Origin of the sequence: Aquibaculum sediminis, assembly GCF_040712085.1 — a bacterium.
GTDB lineage: Bacteria > Pseudomonadota > Alphaproteobacteria > Kiloniellales > DSM-21159 > Aquibaculum > Aquibaculum sediminis.
The window spans coordinates 420,110-437,362 of the sequence record NZ_JBFCVK010000002.1 but is presented as its reverse complement, the minus strand read 5'-3'; the positions used below and the strand labels follow the sequence as shown (position 1 = coordinate 437,362).

Genomic DNA, 17,253 nt, shown 5'->3' with positions numbered 1-17,253 from the left:
TCAGCTTCCCCGGCTGCGGCGGGCGTGCAGCTTCCGCTCCCAGACGTGCAGCGCCATATTCACCGCCGTGACGAAGACCAGCAGGAAGACCATGAGCCCGTACATGGTCCGGTTGTCGAAGTTGTTGTAGGCAAAGGCGATCTCATAGCCCAGCCCCGCGCCGGCCAGGATGAACTCCCCAGCCACCACGCCGATGAAGGAATAGGCGACGCAGAGCTTCACCCCGGTGAAGAGATAGGGCGCGGCGGCCGGCAGGGTGATGAACCAGACCTCGGCCGGCCGGCTCAGACCCTGCACCCGGGCGGTCTTGAAGAACACGCGCGGCACCCGGTCGAAGCCGTTGAGCGTGTTGATCACCATCGCCACCACGGCAAAGAGGAAGCCGATGGCGATGAGCGGCCAGTTGTTCAGTCCGAAGATGACGATGAACAGCGGATAGAAGATGAAAACCGGCACGGCGTAATAGCTGGCCAGCAGCGGATCGACCGCGCGCCGCAACCGGGGCCAGCGGTGCAGCAGGACGCCGACCAGAAAGCCGATGACCACGGCAAACACGAAAGCGGTGGCGACGTTCTGCAAGGTGAGCAGGATGTCTTCGGTCATCCGACCGGACGCAAGCACCTGCCAGGAGTAGACCAGCATCAGGCTGGGCGGCGGCATGGTGTAGGCGTCGATCCAGCCACTGCGACACGCGATCTCGAGCAACCCGAAGGCGGCGAAGACGACGATCAGGCGGATCAGCCAGACGGGCATCAGGCCTGTGTCCCTCTGCCGCCAATCGCCGCCAGCGACTCCTCGCGGAGCAGTGACCAGAGCCGGCTGGTGATGCGCCCGAAGGCTTCCTCCGAGACGATGCGGCTGTCACGCTCCCGCGGCCAGCCGGTCTCCAGCACTTCGATGAAGCGCCCGGGCCGCGAGGACATGACCCCGACACGGTCCGAGAGCATCGCCGCCTCGTCCAGCGCATGGGTGATCAGCATGATGGTGGCCCCGGTTTCCCGCCAGAGCCGCAGCACCTCATCGCCCATCAGCAGGCGCGTCTGCTGGTCGAGCGCCCCGAAGGGTTCGTCCAGCAGCAGAAGCCGGGGCTTGAGCACCAGGGTGCGCGCGATGCACACCCGCTGACGCATACCACCGGAGAGCTGCGCCGGATAGACGCGAGCGAAGTCCTTGAGACCCATGAACTCCACGGCATAGTCCACCCGCGCCGCCAACTCGCCCCGGTTCAACCCCTGGCGCCGCAGCCCGAAGGCGACATTGTCGTAGACCGTGAGCCAGGGGAAGGAGGCATCCTCCTGGAAGACGACGCCGATCCCGTCTGGCACATGGCCCGCGACCGGCTTGCTCTCGAAGCGAACCGTCCCCTCCGAGGGCGAAGCAAGTCCGGCCACCACGTCCAGCAGGGTGGATTTGCCACAGCCGGACGGCCCCACCACGGAGAAGAACTCCCCCTGGCGCAGGGTCAGATCCAGCGGTCCCAGCGCGTGGACCGCTGGATTGCCGGCCACCGGGGGATAGACCCGGGTGATGCCCTGGACCTCGACATGCGCTTGCGGCTCCGCTCGCGCGGTTTCAGACGCGTGCAGAGCCGCGCTGTCCGACATACTCAACTCCCTGGCTGGATCAGGCGAAACAGGAGGCGGCCCCCTATTCGCTGCGCAGCTCCTCCGGCAGATAGCTCTCGTCGATCAGGCCCGACCAATCGAAGGGCCCGTCGTCGATGGCATCCACGAGGCGCAGGCCATCGAGCATGTTGTTCATGGCCTCGATCTCGAAATCGCCGCGACTCCAGTAGTCGATGGCGGCCACGTTCTCGACCGCTGTGATCGCGATTTCCTCGTCCATGTCGTAGACCCGTGCCAGGATCTCGCCGGCTTCGCGCGGATTGTCGTAGATGAACTCGACGCCGCGACGACGCGCCTCGATGATGCCGCGGACGGTGTCGCCGTTCTCTTCCAGATAGTCCGTGCGCACCACGCCCACCGTCTGGGTCATCGGCGGCAGCAGGTCGCCGGCGAAGAAGACCGGCTTGTACTTGTCCTGCAGCCGGGTCCAGACGGGTTCGAGCACCAGCGCCGCATCCACCACCCCCTCGTCGAGCGCCGTCAGGCCGGAGCCGACGCCGCCGAGCGAACGGGGATCGTATTCGTCGGTGGCGATGCCGGCGGCATCCATGGACATGAAGAGCACCGACTGGGAGACGGAGCGCGGACTGGTATATCCCACCGGCCGGCCCTTCAGGTCGTCGATTTCGTTGACGTCTTCGGCATCGCTGCGGGTCGCCCAGAGCAGGTCGCCCACACTGCGCACACCGGCGTGCACGATGGTGAGGTCGAGGCCTTCCTGCGCCGCCGCCACCACCGCGGCCAGCGCCGTTTCGCCGTAGGGGACCTCGGAAGCCAGCGCGTTGCGCAGCGTCGTGCCGCCGCCTTGCGAGGTGATGAAGCCATCGACTTCAATGCCCTCCTCCTCGAAGTAGCCCTGATCCCAGGCCACGGCGAAGGGCACGCCGTACATCAGGACGCCCCAATGCGTGACCGTCAGGTCGACCGCCTTCGCCGGCGCGGCAAGCAGCGACATCACCCCGGCCGCCGCCAGGACGGGCATGGTTTTCGCAAGTCTCATCGGTGTTCTCCCGGTTCCGAGTTGTTCTTTGCTTCTTCGTTCGTTTGACGCCTGTGCCGCATACGCGCGGAGATATGCTCTCTCTGCCCGCAAGCGACCCCAAACGCCGTCACGTGCCTACCATAATACAGCTTGCGCGCCAGTGCGACACGCCTCAGGCCGCGCCGCTCGCCCGCTTCATGGACAGGGGCGGGCTGGGTGGTTATCTAGACCCGGTGCCCCGGGCAACATCCGACCGGGCAGCCACCGACTTTGTACTCCGTAGGGAAAGCCGAGCCATGAGCGACTATCGCGCCCCGATCGACGAGATGCGCTTCGTACTGCAGCAGATTGCCGGCCTGTCCGACATCGCGAAGCTGCCGGGCTTCGAGGAAGCGACGCCGGATCTTGTCGATGCCATCCTGGACGAGGCCGGAAAACTGGCGGCGGAGGAACTGGCGCCGCTGAACCAGCCCGGGGACATCGCCGGCTCGCAGATCGAGAACGGGGTGGTTCGCACCCCGGCCGGATTTGCGGAGGCCTATCGCCACTACGTGGACGGCGGCTGGAACGCCCTCCCCTTCGACAAGGATCATGGCGGTCAGGGCCTGCCCTGGTCGCTGGCCGTGGCGGTACAGGAGATGTGGAACGCCGCCAACATGTCCTTTGCCCTCTGCCCGCTGCTGAACCAGGGGGCAGTGGAACTGCTTCAGGCGCACGGCTCGCCGGAACAGAAGGACCGCTACCTGAGCAAGATGATCAGCGGCCAGTGGAGCGGCACCATGAACCTGACCGAGCCCCAGGCCGGCTCAGACGTGGGCGCCGTGCGCACCCGGGCGGAGCCCGATGGAGGTGGCTGGCGCATCCGCGGCCAGAAGATCTACATCACCTACGGCGAGCACGACATGTCGGAGAACGTGATCCACATGGTGTTGGCCCGCACGCCCGACGCCCCGGTCGGGACCAAGGGCCTCAGCCTCTTCCTGGTGCCGAAGCTCCTGCCCGACGCCGAGGGCAATCCGGCCGAGCGCAACGACCTGCGTTGCGTCTCGCTGGAGCACAAGCTGGGCATCAAGGCCTCGCCCACCTGCGTCATGTCCTTCGGCGACAGCGAGGGCGCCATCGGTTTCCTGATCGGTGAGGAAAACCGAGGCATGGAGTACATGTTCACCATGATGAACAACGCCCGGCTTTCCGTGGGAATCCAGGGCGTTGCCATCGCCGAGCGCGCCTATCAGCAGGCACTGGGCTACGCCCGGGACCGCTTGCAGGGCCGGGAAATGGGAAGCCGCGACCCGGATTCCGTGCCCATCATCCGCCACCCCGATGTGCGCCGCATGCTGATGACCATGCGCGCGCAGACCGAGGCCGCGCGGGCGCTGGCCTACTTCACCACCGCGGCCCTGGACCGGGCCAAGGCGCATCCTGACCCGGAGGAGCGCCAGCACCAGTCGGTTGACGTGCTCGAACTGCTGACCCCGGTGGTGAAGGCCTGGTGCACCGACATCGGCTGCGAGGTCGCCTCCATCGGCATCCAGATCCACGGCGGCATGGGCTTCATCGAGGAGACGGGCGCCGCACAGCACTACCGCGACGCCCGCATCACGCCGATCTACGAGGGCACCAACGGCATCCAGGCCCTGGACCTGATCGCCCGCAAGATCATGCGCCACGAGGGCAAGCCGGCGCTGCGCCTGCTGGAAGAGGTGCGCGCCACCCAGGCCAAGGTAGGTCAGGCCAAGGGTGCCGCCTTCTCGGCCCTGCGTCGCGGCCTGGACGAGGCCGCGGATGCCTTCGAGCAGGCGACGGGCTGGTTGATGGAGACCTTCCCGGAGCGGCCGCAGGAAGCCGCCGCCGGTGCCACGCCCTATCTGCGCCTGACCGGCACGCTGGCCGGCGGCTGGCTCCTGGCGCGCGGTGCGCTGGCCGCGGCCGAGCAGATCGACGACCCCGACAGCGACACGGAGTTCCTGGAGGCCAAGATCGCCACCGCGCGCTTCTATGCCGACAGCATCCTGCCGGAGGCCGTGGCCGCAGCGGCAGCCGCCATCCGCGGCTCGGCCAGCACGCTGGCGCTGGAAGAGGACGCTCTCTAAGGGACCTGTGCCGCCTGCGGGCGCAGGGCCTTACCTGCGCCAGGCCGGCGTGCGTTTCTCCAGGAAGGCGTTGAGCCCTTCGCGGCCCTCCTCCGAGGCGCGAATGCGCGCGATGCGCTCGGCCGTTTCCCGCTTCAGGGCGGCGTCGGCCGGGGCGCCGGCCACGTCGAAGATTACGCGCTTGGCCTCGATCTGCGCCTGGGGCCCACCGGCCAGCAACTCCTCCAGAAGACGGCGGCCGGCATCCTCCAGGCGATCGGGCGCCACCACCTTATGCACCAGCCCGATGCGGTGTGCCTCACCGGCGGAAAAGCGCTCGCCGGTGAGGAAATAGCGGCGGGCCGCCCGCGCGCCGATCGCCGCGACCACATAGGGCGAGATCGCCGCAGGAATGAGCCCGAGGCGCACCTCGCTGAGCGCAAAGCTCGCCGTTTCCACCGCCAGCACGATATCGCAGCAGGCCAGCAGGCCCACGCCCCCGCCATAGGCCGGCCCCTGCACCAGCGCCATTGTCGGTTTGCTGAGGTTGTTGAGCGCGCGCATCAGTTCCGCCAGTGCCTCGGCGTCGCGCAGATTCTCCTCGGCCGTAAAGTCCGCGGTGGCGCGCATCCAGTTGAGATCGCCCCCGGCGGAAAAGGAGCGCCCCTCTGCCGTAAGCACCACCGCGCGAACCGTCTCGTCGCCATCAATTCCGTGCAGCGTCGCCGTCAGGTCGGAGACAAGGCGATCATTGAAGGCGTTGTGGACTTCCGGGCGGTCGAGGACGATGCGCGCGATGCCATGCGCATCGTAGCTTTCCCGGAACAGCGGCTTGTCATCCTGCGGCTCGCTCATGGCGTGATCCTTCTGCGATCCTACATGCGGAAGAGGCCGAAGCGCGTCGGCTCGAGCGGGGCGTTCAGCGCCGCCGAGAGTCCCAGGCCCAGGCAGCGCCGCGTGTCGCGGGGATCGATGATGCCATCATCCCAGAGGCGCGCTGTGGCGTAGTAGGGATGCCCCTGCTCCTCGTATTGGTTGCGGATCGGCGCCTTGAAGGCCTCTTCCTCGGCCTCGGGCCAGTCCTGCCCGCAGGCGGCAAGGGCGTCGCGGCGCACCGTGGCCAGCACGTTGGCGGCCTGCTCGCCCCCCATCACCGAAATGCGGGCATTGGGCCACATCCACAGGAAGCGCGGGGCATAGGCACGCCCGCACATGCCGTAGTTGCCGGCGCCGAAGCTGCCGCCGATGATCACCGTGAACTTCGGCACCTTCGCCGTGGCCACGGCGGTCACCAGCTTGGCGCCATCGCGCGCGATGCCGCCCGCCTCGTACTTTCGACCCACCATGAAGCCGGAAATGTTCTGCAGGAAGACCAGGGGGATGCCGCGCTGGGCGCAAAGCTCGATGAAGTGGGCGCCCTTGAGGGCCGACTCGCTGAAGAGGATGCCGTTGTTGGCAACGATGCCCACCGGATAGCCCCAGATGCGCGCGAAGCCGCAGACCAGTGAGGTGCCGTAAAGCGCCTTGAACTCATCCAGTTCGCTACCGTCGACGATGCGCGCGATCACCTCGCGCACGTCGTAGGGCTTGCGCAGGTCCGTGGGCACGATCCCCAGCAGTTCCTCGGGGTCGTGCGCCGGCGGGCGCGGTTCGCTGAGTTCGAGCCAGGAAGGCTTCTGCCGGTTCAGGTTGCCGACGATGCGCCGGGCAATGGCCAGCGCATGATCGTCGTTCTCCGCCAGATGGTCGGCGACGCCGGACACGCGGCTGTGCACCTCGGCGCCGCCCAGGTCCTCCGCGCTCACCTCCTCACCCGTCGCCGCCTTCACCAGCGGCGGACCGCCGAGGAAAATGGTGCCCTGATTGCGCACGATCACCGATTCGTCGGACATCGCAGGCACGTAGGCGCCGCCGGCGGTGCAGGAGCCCATGACCAGCGCGATCTGCGGGATGCCCTTGGCCGACATGTTCGCCTGATTGAAGAAGATGCGGCCGAAGTGATCGCGGTCGGGGAAGACCTCGTCCTGGCTGGGCAGATTGGCGCCACCGGAATCCACCAGATAGAGGCAGGGCAGATGGTTCTGCTCGGCGATCTCCTGGGCGCGCAGGTGCTTCTTCACTGTCATGGGGTAGTAGGTGCCGCCTTTGACCGTGGCGTCGTTGGCGACGATGACGCATTCCCGTCCGGCGACGCGCCCCACGCCGGTGATGATGCCGGCGGCCGGGATCGATTCGCCGTACATCTCCCAGGCGGCAAGCTGGGAGAACTCCAGGAAGGGCGCGCCGGGGTCCAGCAGATTGCGCACCCGCTCGCGCGGCAGCAACTTGCCGCGGTCCAGGTGACGCGCGCGCGCGCGTTCACCCCCGCCCTCCTTGACCGTGGCGACCTTGGCGCGCAGGTCGCCGACCAGCGCCTCCATGGCCTCCCGATTGCGCTCGAACTCATCGCCGCGCGTGGACAGTGTGGTGCGGATGCGGGTCATGGATCGGACAGGCTCTCTTACTGGATCTAACCGGCCACAGCATGCGCGGCCCACTCCCCGGAGGGCAAGAGCGGGCGCGCTGCTGGTGCAGGTCGCAGGCGTGGCAAAGGCGCGTCAGCGCATGGCCACCATGTGCCCGTCGATGGAAAGCGCCTGGCCGCTGATCGTCGCGCCCAGCGGACTGCAGAGATAAAGCGCCATGTTGGCGATGTCGTAGGGCGAAACGAAGCACTTGAGCGAGACGTCGGTCAGCAGGCTTTCCTCCATCTCGGCCTCGGAGATGCCGCGCTGCTTGGCCTTTGCCGCGATCACGGCGCGAATGCGCGGCCCCTCCACTGCTCCTGGGCAGAGCGCGTTCACGCGGATGTTCGCGTCACCCAATTCCGCCGCCAGCGTCTTGGTGAAGCCGACCGCCCCCCACTTGCTGGCCGAATAGGGCGAGCGCATCGGAAAGGCGAAAATTCCGGCAGCCGAGGAGAGATTGATGATCGCCCCTCCCCCGGTCCGGCGCAGGTGCGGAACGGCGCGCTTGGCACAAAGGAACTGACCGGTGATGTCGATATCCAGCGTGCGTCGCCACTCCTCCTCGGTGATCTCCTCCACCGGGCTGGTCGGTCCGGCAATGCCTGCGTTGTTGATCAGGACGTCGAGGCCGCCCAGGGACTCCAGGGCATTCGCAAAGAAGCCGTCCAGCGCCGCGGAGTCCGAAACATCGCAACGATGCACGCCCGCCTGCGGCAAGGCGGCCGCCGTGTCCGCCAGCGCGTTCTCGTCCACATCGCACAGTTCGACACGGGCGCCATTGGCGATGAAGGTCTCGGCCATGGCGCGGCCAATGCCGGATGCACCGGCGGTCAGGATCACGCGCTGGCCGGTGACGTCGGCGCGCAGCATCGGGGGTTGGGTCATGAATGCCTCTCCTTGTGTTCTGGCGACCCCCTTATAGCATCGTCATTGCCGCCCGCCCGCAAGTTCCCTCGCATCCGGGGCGGCAACAATCCGCCAGTGCGCAAAAGAACCACTCACCGCAGGCCGGCGCGGCGCAGGCCTTCCAGGTAGGTGTCCAGGTGCTCGGGGCGCTTGATGTAGAAGAGACGCGCCCGCGCCTTTTCGATGCTGAAATCAGGTCGGACCCGCTGCAGCGCGTTGCGGGCGGCGTCAACCTGGCTGGTGTCGCCCAGGTGGCCCAGCGCCGACAGCAGATTGGCATGCGCCGAGAAGTGGGCATTGGGCACCTGGACCGCGCGGCGCGCCACCCGGGCTGCGGTCTCGTGGTCGCCGCCGAAGAGATGCGCCAGGGAGCGATAGGCGTAGAACGCCCAGCGGAAGGGATCGTGGGGACTGAGCGCTATGGCGCGTTCGAAGTGCTCTACCGACTCCTCGATTCGCCCCTCGTAGGCCAGCGAATCCCCCAGGCCACAGTGGGACACCGCGAGGAAGGGGTTCAAGTCCAAAGCATGCTCCAGCGCATCGATGGCCAGATCGTACTCCTGGCGCACCAGCCGCAGGCGACCCAGGGCAAAGTGCGCCTGGGCGTCGCGGTCATCCAGTTCCAGGCCGCGCAGCGCCAGTTCCAGAGCGTCGTCCATTCGGGCCTGGCTCACCGCGCCATCGAAGTAGACCATCTCGAGGGCGATGGCATAGGCGAGGCGGGAATAGGGTTCGGCGAAGTCCGGCTGCGTCCGGATCGCCATGCGCAGGAAGTCCTGGGCACGGAGATTGCGCTCGGCGGAGAAACCGTAAAACTCTGCCATACCCAGATGATAGAGCTCCCAGGCGCCCCGGTTCTCCCGCCCGACCCGGCTGGCGCGCTGAAGTTCCGAGACCCCGAGTTCGTTGGCCAGGCGCGAGGCGATCATGCCGCAGACTTCGTCCTGAAAATCGAAGATCTCCGAGATCTCCACATCGAAGCTGTCGGACCAGAGTCGGCGCAGCGACCGGATCTCGACCGCTTCGGCGGTGATACGCATCCGATCGACGGTCTTGCGCACACTGCCGGTCACCACGTGGGATGCGCCCAGTTGCCCGGCGATCACGTCCAGGCGTTCCGTCGAATGCCTGAAGGCAAAGGCCGGATTGCGGGCAACCACGTTGATCCAACGATGCTTGCTCAAGGCATTGAGAATGTCCTCCGTCAGCCAATCAGCGAAGAAGAGGCCGCTGTTGTCGCTGGAGAGGTTCTCGAAGGGCAGGACGGCAACGACGGGGCGCGACGGCGCTTCTGTAGATGCCGGTGCCGGTGGGGAAGCAGGCACGGCACTGTCACGGTCACTACCACTATCGCTGCCGAGCAGCGTAACCGCCGGCAGGAACTGAAAGCCCCGCCGCTGCACCGTGCGGATCAACCGCTGCTCCCGGCCGCAATCGCCCAGCGCGCGTCGCAGCAGCTTGACCTGACTGCTCAGCGCCGTATCGGAGACGATGCGTCCACCCCACAGGCGACTGAAAAGCTCGTCGCGCGTGATCGTGCGATGGGCATTCCTGACCAAAAGGAGCAGCAGGTCGAAGGTGAGAGGCTCCAGCGGAACCGGCTGCCCATCCCGCTGCAGTTCGAACCGCCCCGCATCCAGGTCGAACCCGGCGAAACGGTAGCGCTCCGCCGCCGTCGGCCCCGCAATTCCGTTCGAAACCACCACACGAAAAGCCGTAACAGACTGGCCTTGCTCGGCCCCTGCAGCGACTGGCTGCAGCGAAACCACGTTGTCCGCAGCCATCACCGAGCGGGCCGATGCCGAAAGCAGAAGGTCGCCGGGGTCGGCGCTGCTCGCGAGGGCCTCGGCAAGCGGGCTCGTGTTCCTCTCGTCATCTGCACCCTGGAGCACATCCAGTGCAATGCCCGGCAGGCTCTGCAGGGACGCCTCTGCCTCGATACGCTGCAGAATGTCGAGGCAGCAGACCAGGGCGCTGTCGGGGGTGTCGAACCTGAGGGCCAACCCGCGCGGGCGCATGGCCGTGAGCCTGCCACCATGGGCCCGGGCCAAGGGTTCGATCAGGGTTCGGTAGTGCTCTGCCCCGTCCCTGGCGCACGCGGAGCGCTGTCTTCCCGGCGCGGCGCCGGAAAGTGCAAGGTATGCAACTGCTGTGGCCTGTGCCGACATCGCAACTCCCGGACAGCAGCTGTGCCAGCCTCTGACGGGGTCGATTCAACGCGCGCACTCACGCAGCGGCCTCGTCTCAGGCCGCTGCGCCAGGCTGGCTTTACAGGTCCATCATTACGGAAAATCGAAACGACTTCAACACGAAGCGCGCTGGGCCCCTACTGCACAAGCAGGCTGTCGAACCATTCCTTCCATGCCGGCACGGAGGTTGCGTAGGTGCCGCGGTGGCTGGTCTGGCCGGCGGAGATGGCCTGCACCTTCTCGTTTCCGGCCCCGATGGCGTGTTGATAGGTGGCAGCCAATTGGCCAATTCCGACACTGATGGCCTCATCGGCCTCGCCGTAGTGGTTGGCCACCGGTGTTTCGATCACCCAGCGATAGGCGTGGGCCTGCTCGCGCACCAGACGGCCGTAGGCCGAGTTGGCGAAGAACTGCGGATCGAAGTACTCCTCGCGCACCAGGGCACGCACGTCGGTCGGCACATCGGCCGCATCGAAGGGCTCCCGCTCATAGGCCTTGCGCGACACCTCATAGTAGTCGTCGTTGATCAACGAGCGGGCCAGGCCGGGCACACCATAGTAGTTCTCGAAGGAGAAGGACGAGAGGATGAAGAGCGAGGTCACCCAGTCCGCATCGTTGGGACGGGGAAAGTCGAGAAAGCCGCTGAGAGCCGCGAAGACGTCGACGGGGGCGCTGGCGGTCGCCGCGGCATCCACGGCCACGCCCGCGCTCTCCAGCTTCTCCAGCATCGCCATGGTGACGAAGCCGCCCTGGGACCAGCCGCCCAGGAAAAGCTGCGGTGTGTCGATCCCCATGTCTGCCAGGACCGCGCGGCTCGCCATCAGCATGTCGTAGGTCGCCTGCTGGTGGCTGCCCTTGACCATGTAGCCTTCCGGCTCGCTGGAAATGCCCATGCCGAAGTAGTCCGCGCCGATCACCACATAGCCCTGGCCGCCGAACTGGGCCAAGGCGAGTTGCGTCTCGGGCGACTGTTCCGGGAAGGAGGGCACCTGCTGGCGCTCATAGACCGTGCCGTGCTGGTAGGACAGCATGGGATAGCTGCCGGCTTCGGTATCGGGAATGGCCAACAGTCCGCTGGCGACGATGGGTGCATTGCCGCGCTCCGGCACCACAGAGTCGTAGGTGATCCGGTAGAGGTTCAACCCGTTGCTCGCCGGCGTGTAGTCCACGTCCACGCTGAAGAACTCGGGCGTGTCGACCTGGAGAATCTGGTTCAGGCGGTCGGCATCCCAGGTGGCGACAAGCTCGTAGCTCACTCCAGACGTCACTGCGACCGCTCCCTCTTCCTGAGATGAAGCCGCCGCGTCGGGCGGCGTGGTGGCGACCACCAGCGTCAAGAGGGTTACCAGACCAAGACCACGGAACATGCATTCCTCCTGAGAGCGGGTCGCCACCGGGCTGTGCACCGGGTTGCGCGGAGTTGCATGTTATGCCGCTTGCTTGCCCTACCGAGAAGCGAAATCGTGCGCCTGCTATCTTGTTGAGGTCATTCCGAATGCCAATGGCCCCGAGCAACGGCAGTGCTTCGGGCCGGGAAAGCTGCCCCGGCCCGAAACAGACTGCTGATCGAGCGCTGTCACGCCGCAGGATTGCGGGCCGCGATCATCCAGGAAGAGCTGTCCATGACGATGCCACCGGCCTCGCGCTTCTGGCGATTGATCGCCTCGGCCAGCGCGGCCTCGATCTCCGGGCGTTTCCGCTCGGCCTCCTCGCCCGCCTCGCGGAAAACCTCGCCGGCTGGGCCGATGGCCAGTTGGAAATTGATGGCATCCTTGACGTCATGGCCGATCATGACCGGGGCGTCGATGCGCTCGAAGGTGATCTCCTCATAGCCGGCCACCTCCATCATCTTGCGCACCGTCGACTCGTCCGCCATGGAAAAGGGCCCGGGACCACAGGTGCGGGCGTTCTCCCCCGGGGGCGGCAGGAAGCGCAGCACCTCCTGCTTGGCCATGGACAGCCAGGGATTGTCCTTGGGGTCGCGCCAGACGATGTGGACCATGCGCCCGCCGGGCTTCAGCGCGCGGCGCATGTTGCGCAATCCGGCCACGGGATTGGCGAAGAACATCGTTCCGAAGCGCGCAAAGGCAAAGTCGAAGGCGGCTTCCGGCAGGGCGACCTCTGCGTCGCCGCGCACGAAGCTCACATTGTCGAGCCCGTTTTCCGCCAACTCCTCCCGGGCAATGTCCAGGAAGAGGTCGCAGCAGTCGATCCCGACCACCGAGCCTTGCGGGCCGACCATGTGGCCGAGCTTGATGGCCGTGTCGCCCCAGCCGCAGCCAACGTCCACCACCTGGTCGCCCGCGCGCACCGGCAGCTTGGGAAAAACCGCTTCGCTGTGCCGGGTCAGGCCTCCGACCAGAATGTGGCGGAAGCGGTTGAACTTCGGCCCGAGCACTTCGTTCCAGAACTGGACAAACTCGGAATCGTCGGCGGGTGTAACGGTAGCCGTGCTGGCTTGGTGTGTCTGTGCCATGGTGATCCTCCCATTTCGCTTCATCACCAGCATGCGCCTGGTCCCGCGCGGATGCTTGACGTCCGGGTGGAGGAAGCATGGAGAGCGCATGGATTCCGCTTTTCGGAAAACGGCAACAAACTGTCGATTTCGGGAGCGCGAGACAGAATCCACGTTTTGGTCGCGGCCTCTCCAAGCGAGGCGTAGACAACTGCCGCAATCTTTCCGGACACCTGTTTGTCATGGGAGGAAACGATGCCCGAGCAACGCCAACTTGTCGTGGTGATGACCCACGGACCCGAAGAGGAACTGGCCTCCGTGGCCTTCACCATCGCCAATGGCGGAATGACCGCCGGTCTCGATGTGGCCATCTTCCTGACCAGTGCCGCCGTCGACATCGTGCGCCGCCGCGCCGCCGATCACGCGCACGCCCAGCCACTGGAGCCCCTGGCTGACCTTGTGCGGGACTTCCTCGCCCGCGGCGGCACGCTCTGGGCCTGCACACCCTGCGCCAAGGCACGAGGCTATGAGCAGAGCGATCTGATCGACGGCGTCATCATCACCGGCGCCTCGGCGATGCACGAGCGCATCAAGGACGGCGCTGCCACGCTCAGCTTCTGACACGGTGCAATGGATGCGGCGGTGCGCTGCGGGCCTGGGGGACCGCCTCCGGGCCCGCGGCTATCCCCGGGCTATCGGCAAGGGTCCGTCGGACTTCACCTCTTCCATCACCACATAGGTGTGGGTCTGGGCGATGCCGCCGATGGCGGTGAGGGTTTCGCCGAGGAAGTGGCGATAGGCGGCCATGTCGCGCACCCGCACCTTCAGCAGATAGTCGAAACCGCCCGCCACCATGTGGCACTCCAGCACCTCGGGGCGGGCCGCGGCGGCCGCGCGGAATTGCTCGAAGGCATCCGGTGTGGTGCGGTCGAGGGTGACCTGCACGAAGGCCAGCAGCGCCGCGTCCAGCTTTGCCGGCGCCAGGACCGCGCGATAGCCGGTGATGTAGCCGGCGCGCTCCAGCCGCCTCACCCGCTCCAGACAGGGCGTCGGACTCAGGCCCACCCGACGGGCCAGCTCCACGTTGGTGAGCCGCCCTTCCTCCTGCAAGGCGCGCAGAATGCGCCGGTCGATGCGGTCGAGCAGCCGCGTTTCCTGCCCAGTATCATGTTCTGCCAAAACCCCATCCCCCAGCGTCATATCCGGCTGTTTCCCGAAGAACGAGCAGATATTCCGCCCGGTGCCGGCTATATTCAAGCCACTGCGAAGCCCGCGTCCTGGCGACTGCGGGGGTCGTTGCCAAGACACCGACAGCAAGTCGAACCCGGGAGGCGCTGCCATGATCCTCGACCCCGCTCTCGCCCAGGTGGGCCCCTTACGCGAGGCCCTGCGGACCGACACCCGCGCCGACGAGAGCCGGGTGGTGCGGCGCCTGCTTTCGGAGGTGGAGTTGCCCAGCGCCACCGTCGACCGCATCGGCACCCAGGCGCGCGCCCTGGTGGTGGCGGTGCGGCGCTCGCGCGTCGGACAGGGCGGAATCGACGCCTTCATGCACGAGTACGAACTCTCCTCCAAGGAGGGCATCGTGCTGATGTGCCTGGCCGAGGCCATGCTGCGCGTGCCCGATTCCTACACCGTGGACAAGCTGATCGAGGACAAGATCGGCGCGGCGGAATGGGAGCGCCATCTGGGGCATAGCGAGTCGCTCTTCGTGAATGCCTCGACCTGGGCGCTGATGCTCACCGGCCGGGTGGTGCGCCTGGAGGAAGAGGAACGCCGCGACGCCCGAGGCGTCCTGCGCCGCCTGATCCATCGCTCCGGCGAACCGGTCATCCGCAGTGCCGTGCGCCAGGCCATGCGCATCCTCGGCCGCCAGTTCGTCATGGGCCGGACCATCAAGGAGGCCACCGAGCGCGCGCGCAGCCTGGAGGCCAAGGGTTATCGCTACTCCTACGACATGCTGGGCGAAGCCGCGCGAACCATGGCCGATGCCGAGCGCTACTTCAAAGCCTACCGCGATGCCATCGCCGCCATCGGCAAGGCGGCGGCGGGCAAGGGACCGGTGGAGGCACCGGGCATCTCGGTCAAACTCTCCGCCCTGCATCCGCGCTACGAATTTGCCCAGCGCGACCGGGTGATGAACGAACTGGTGCCGCGCCTGAAGACGCTCTGTCTCGACGCCAAGACCCACGACATCAATCTCTGCGTCGATGCCGAGGAGGCCGAGCGCCTGGACCTCTCGCTGGATGTGCTCGAGGCAGTCTCCGGCGACCCGGAACTCAAGGGCTGGAACGGCTTCGGGCTGGCGGTACAGGCCTATCAAAAGCGCGCCTCGCGGCTCATCGACTGGTTGGCCGACATGGCCCACCGCCACGAGCGACGCCTGATGGTGCGCCTGGTCAAGGGGGCCTACTGGGACACCGAGATCAAGCGCGCCCAGGAGCGCGGGCACGCAGGCTATCCGGTCTTCACCCGCAAGGCCTCCACTGACGTGTCCTATCTGGCCTGTGCCCGGAAGTTGCTGGCCGAGCGCGAAGCCTTTTACCCGCAGTTCGCCACCCACAATGCCCACACCCTGGCCGCCGTGCTGGAAATGGCGGGCGACCGGGATGACTACGAGTTCCAGCGCCTGCACGGCATGGGCGAAGCGCTCTACGAGGAGATTGTCGGCGCGGACAAGCTGAACCGCCCCTGCCGCATCTATGCGCCGGTGGGCAGCCACGAGGACCTGCTGGCCTATCTGGTCCGGCGTCTGCTGGAGAACGGCGCCAACACCTCCTTCGTCAACCGCATCCAGGACGAGGCGCTGCCCATCGAGGAGATCGTCGCCGACCCCGTCGGCCGGGTGCGCGGCCTGACACAGATCCCCCATCCGCACATTCCCCTGCCGGAAAGGCTCTTCGGCGAGGGCCGGCGCAATTCCGCCGGTCTGGATCTCTGGGCTACCGAGGAACTGGTGCCGCTGGGCAAGGCCATGGCCAAGGCGGCCGAAAGCGGCTGGGAGGCAGCACCGCTGGTTGGCGGCCGTGCCCTCGACGGGCCGAAGCGCGAGGTGCGCAACCCCGCCAACCGCAAGCAACTGGTGGGCCATGTGGTCGACGCCACACCCGAACAGGCGGAGCAGGCGCTGGCCCGAGCCCAGCGCGCCTGGTTCGACTGGAACGCCACGCCTGCGGAGGAACGCGCCCGCTGCCTGGAACGCTACGCCGACCTCATGGAAGAGAATTGCGCCGAGCTGATGGCGCTCTGCACTCGCGAGGCCGGCAAGTCGGTTGCCGACGGCATCGCCGAGGTGCGCGAGGCCGTCGACTTCTGCCGCTACTACGCGGTGCGCGCGCGCAAGGACTTCGCCGGCCCCCAGTCGCTGCCCGGCCCGACCGGCGAGCGCGACGAGATCCAGCTCGAAGGCCGCGGCGTCTTCCTGTGCATCAGCCCCTGGAATTTCCCGCTGGCCATCTTCACGGGACAGGTGGCCGCCGCCCTGGTCGCGGGCAACTGCGTGCTGGCCAAGCCGGCGGAGCAGACCTCCCTGATCGCGGGCGCGGCAACGCGGCTGTTGCACCGCGCGGGCATACCCGGCGATGTGTTGCAGCTGCTGCCCGGCGACGGCGCCGCTCTGGGCAAGACCCTGCTGCCCGACGAGCGGGTGGCCGGCGTGGCCTTCACCGGCTCCACGGCCACCGCCAAGCTGATCAACCGCACCCTGGCCGCACGGGACGGTGCCATCGTGCCGCTGATCGCCGAGACCGGCGGGCAGAACGCCATGATCGTCGATTCCACCGCCCTGCCGGAGCAGGTGGTGAACGACATCCTCATCTCCTCCTTCCAGTCGGCAGGTCAACGCTGCTCGGCACTGCGCGTCCTCTTCGTGCAGGACGACGTGGCGGAACGCACGCTCACCATGCTGGAAGGCGCGATGCAGGAGTTGCGCGTCGGCGACCCGGCGGACCTGGCGACCGACGTGGGCCCGGTGATCGACGAGGAGGCCCGGGACATGCTCAACGGCCATGCCAAACGCATGAACCAGGAAGCCCGCCTCATCGCCCGCACCGCCCTGGGTCCCGACTGCGCCAACGGCACTTTCGTGGCGCCGGCCGCCTTCGAGATCGACTCGCTGTCGCGCCTGCAGGGCGAGGTCTTCGGTCCGATGCTGCACGTCGTGCGCTACAAGGCCGACCGACTGGACCAGGTGGTCGAGGCGATCAACGGCACCGGCTTCGGCCTGACCTTCGGCCTGCACACCCGGATCGATTCCACGGTCGAATATCTCCGGCATCGCGTGCGCGCCGGCAACCATTACGTCAACCGCAACATGATCGGCGCCGTGGTGGGGGTGCAGCCCTTTGGCGGCGAGGGCCTCTCGGGCACCGGCCCCAAGGCCGGCGGGCCGCGCTATCTGCATCGCTTCGCCACGGAGCGCGTGATCTCCATCGACACCACGGCCGCCGGCGGCAACGCATCGCTCATGTCCCTGGACGAGGAACTGCCGGTCTGAGGCGCCGCCGGGCGATCGCTCG

Annotated in this window: 13 protein-coding genes; 3 read left to right on the top strand and 10 right to left on the bottom strand. The window is 67.0% G+C overall.

The genetic code is table 11. From position 1 onward, the window contains the following. From ABZ720_RS04680 to ABZ720_RS04670, 3 genes are read right to left on the bottom strand one after another with little or no spacing between them, the layout of a single operon-like run. Positions 1 to 753 (bottom strand): ABC transporter permease, encoded by a 753-nt coding sequence (locus tag ABZ720_RS04680; RefSeq protein WP_366554310.1) that lies wholly within the window; start codon positions 751 to 753, stop codon positions 1 to 3. Beyond that, positions 753 to 1,604 carry an ABC transporter ATP-binding protein gene (locus ABZ720_RS04675; protein ID WP_366554308.1) on the bottom strand — a complete coding sequence of 284 codons (852 nt, stop codon included), beginning with the start codon at positions 1,602 to 1,604 and terminating at the stop codon, positions 753 to 755. Before ABZ720_RS04675 ends, ABZ720_RS04680 begins: the two co-directional genes overlap by 1 nt. Before the next feature lie 43 nt (positions 1,605 to 1,647). After that, a complete protein-coding gene (locus tag ABZ720_RS04670; protein ID WP_366554306.1) occupies positions 1,648 to 2,625 on the bottom strand; it encodes an ABC transporter substrate-binding protein in 978 nt (325 codons plus the stop codon). Between the two features lie 278 nt (positions 2,626 to 2,903). Between ABZ720_RS04670 and ABZ720_RS04665 the strand changes: the two genes are divergently transcribed. After that, positions 2,904 to 4,700 carry an acyl-CoA dehydrogenase gene (locus ABZ720_RS04665; RefSeq protein ID WP_366554304.1) on the top strand — a complete coding sequence of 599 codons (1,797 nt, stop codon included), beginning with the start codon at positions 2,904 to 2,906 and terminating at the stop codon, positions 4,698 to 4,700. 30 nt (positions 4,701 to 4,730) lie between these two features. On the opposite strand, the gene ABZ720_RS04660 is transcribed toward ABZ720_RS04665, so the two are convergent. The 6 genes from ABZ720_RS04660 to ABZ720_RS04635 form a co-directional block, all read right to left on the bottom strand. Beyond that, the gene (locus tag ABZ720_RS04660) at positions 4,731 to 5,534 is read right to left on the bottom strand and encodes an enoyl-CoA hydratase/isomerase family protein (protein ID WP_366554302.1); all 804 of its coding nucleotides are present in this window, start codon (positions 5,532 to 5,534) and stop codon (positions 4,731 to 4,733) included. 20 nt (positions 5,535 to 5,554) lie between these two features. Next, positions 5,555 to 7,162, bottom strand: coding sequence for a carboxyl transferase domain-containing protein (locus tag ABZ720_RS04655; RefSeq protein ID WP_366554300.1), 1,608 nt, complete (start codon positions 7,160 to 7,162; stop codon positions 5,555 to 5,557). Positions 7,163 to 7,276: 114 nt separating this feature from the next. After that, entirely contained in the window at positions 7,277 to 8,071 is a 795-nt protein-coding gene (locus ABZ720_RS04650; RefSeq protein ID WP_366554298.1) for an SDR family oxidoreductase, read from the bottom strand. A gap of 113 nt (positions 8,072 to 8,184) precedes the next feature. Further along, positions 8,185 to 10,110, bottom strand: coding sequence for a winged helix-turn-helix domain-containing tetratricopeptide repeat protein (locus ABZ720_RS04645; RefSeq protein WP_366554296.1), 1,926 nt, complete (start codon positions 10,108 to 10,110; stop codon positions 8,185 to 8,187). A gap of 308 nt (positions 10,111 to 10,418) precedes the next feature. Then, positions 10,419 to 11,648 (bottom strand): alpha/beta hydrolase family protein, encoded by a 1,230-nt coding sequence (locus tag ABZ720_RS04640; protein WP_366554294.1) that lies wholly within the window; start codon positions 11,646 to 11,648, stop codon positions 10,419 to 10,421. Between the two features lie 209 nt (positions 11,649 to 11,857). Beyond that, positions 11,858 to 12,757 carry a class I SAM-dependent methyltransferase gene (locus ABZ720_RS04635; protein ID WP_366554292.1) on the bottom strand — a complete coding sequence of 300 codons (900 nt, stop codon included), beginning with the start codon at positions 12,755 to 12,757 and terminating at the stop codon, positions 11,858 to 11,860. Positions 12,758 to 12,991: 234 nt separating this feature from the next. On the opposite strand from ABZ720_RS04635, the gene ABZ720_RS04630 reads away from it, so the two are divergent. Continuing rightward, positions 12,992 to 13,357 (top strand): DsrE family protein, encoded by a 366-nt coding sequence (locus tag ABZ720_RS04630; protein WP_366554290.1) that lies wholly within the window; start codon positions 12,992 to 12,994, stop codon positions 13,355 to 13,357. Positions 13,358 to 13,417: 60 nt separating this feature from the next. Here the strand turns inward: ABZ720_RS04630 and ABZ720_RS04625 are convergent, their stop codons facing one another. Then, a complete protein-coding gene (locus ABZ720_RS04625) occupies positions 13,418 to 13,936 on the bottom strand; it encodes an Lrp/AsnC ligand binding domain-containing protein (protein ID WP_366554288.1) in 519 nt (172 codons plus the stop codon). Between the two features lie 139 nt (positions 13,937 to 14,075). Between ABZ720_RS04625 and putA the strand changes: the two genes are divergently transcribed. Then, a complete protein-coding gene (gene putA / locus ABZ720_RS04620) occupies positions 14,076 to 17,231 on the top strand; it encodes a bifunctional proline dehydrogenase/L-glutamate gamma-semialdehyde dehydrogenase PutA (RefSeq protein ID WP_366554286.1) in 3,156 nt (1,051 codons plus the stop codon). The last annotated feature ends 22 nt before the right edge of the window (positions 17,232 to 17,253 follow it).

What these genes read in the sequence shown, in the direction of transcription:
- ABZ720_RS04670 (WP_366554306.1), bottom strand. Translation starts at nt 2,625, where the DNA reads ATGAGACTTGCGAAAACCATGCCCGTCCTGGCGGCGGCCGGGGTGATG.
- ABZ720_RS04650 (WP_366554298.1), bottom strand. Translation starts at nt 8,071, where the DNA reads ATGACCCAACCCCCGATGCTGCGCGCCGACGTCACCGGCCAGCGCGTG.
- putA (WP_366554286.1), top strand. Translation starts at nt 14,076, where the DNA reads ATGATCCTCGACCCCGCTCTCGCCCAGGTGGGCCCCTTACGCGAGGCC.
- ABZ720_RS04635 (WP_366554292.1), bottom strand. Translation starts at nt 12,757, where the DNA reads ATGGCACAGACACACCAAGCCAGCACGGCTACCGTTACACCCGCCGAC.
- ABZ720_RS04660 (WP_366554302.1), bottom strand. Translation starts at nt 5,534, where the DNA reads ATGAGCGAGCCGCAGGATGACAAGCCGCTGTTCCGGGAAAGCTACGAT.
- ABZ720_RS04680 (WP_366554310.1), bottom strand. Translation starts at nt 753, where the DNA reads ATGCCCGTCTGGCTGATCCGCCTGATCGTCGTCTTCGCCGCCTTCGGG.
- ABZ720_RS04640 (WP_366554294.1), bottom strand. Translation starts at nt 11,648, where the DNA reads ATGTTCCGTGGTCTTGGTCTGGTAACCCTCTTGACGCTGGTGGTCGCC.
- ABZ720_RS04655 (WP_366554300.1), bottom strand. Translation starts at nt 7,162, where the DNA reads ATGACCCGCATCCGCACCACACTGTCCACGCGCGGCGATGAGTTCGAG.
- ABZ720_RS04625 (WP_366554288.1), bottom strand. Translation starts at nt 13,936, where the DNA reads ATGACGCTGGGGGATGGGGTTTTGGCAGAACATGATACTGGGCAGGAA.
- ABZ720_RS04665 (WP_366554304.1), top strand. Translation starts at nt 2,904, where the DNA reads ATGAGCGACTATCGCGCCCCGATCGACGAGATGCGCTTCGTACTGCAG.
- ABZ720_RS04645 (WP_366554296.1), bottom strand. Translation starts at nt 10,110, where the DNA reads ATGCGCCCGCGCGGGTTGGCCCTCAGGTTCGACACCCCCGACAGCGCC.
- ABZ720_RS04675 (WP_366554308.1), bottom strand. Translation starts at nt 1,604, where the DNA reads ATGTCGGACAGCGCGGCTCTGCACGCGTCTGAAACCGCGCGAGCGGAG.
- ABZ720_RS04630 (WP_366554290.1), top strand. Translation starts at nt 12,992, where the DNA reads ATGCCCGAGCAACGCCAACTTGTCGTGGTGATGACCCACGGACCCGAA.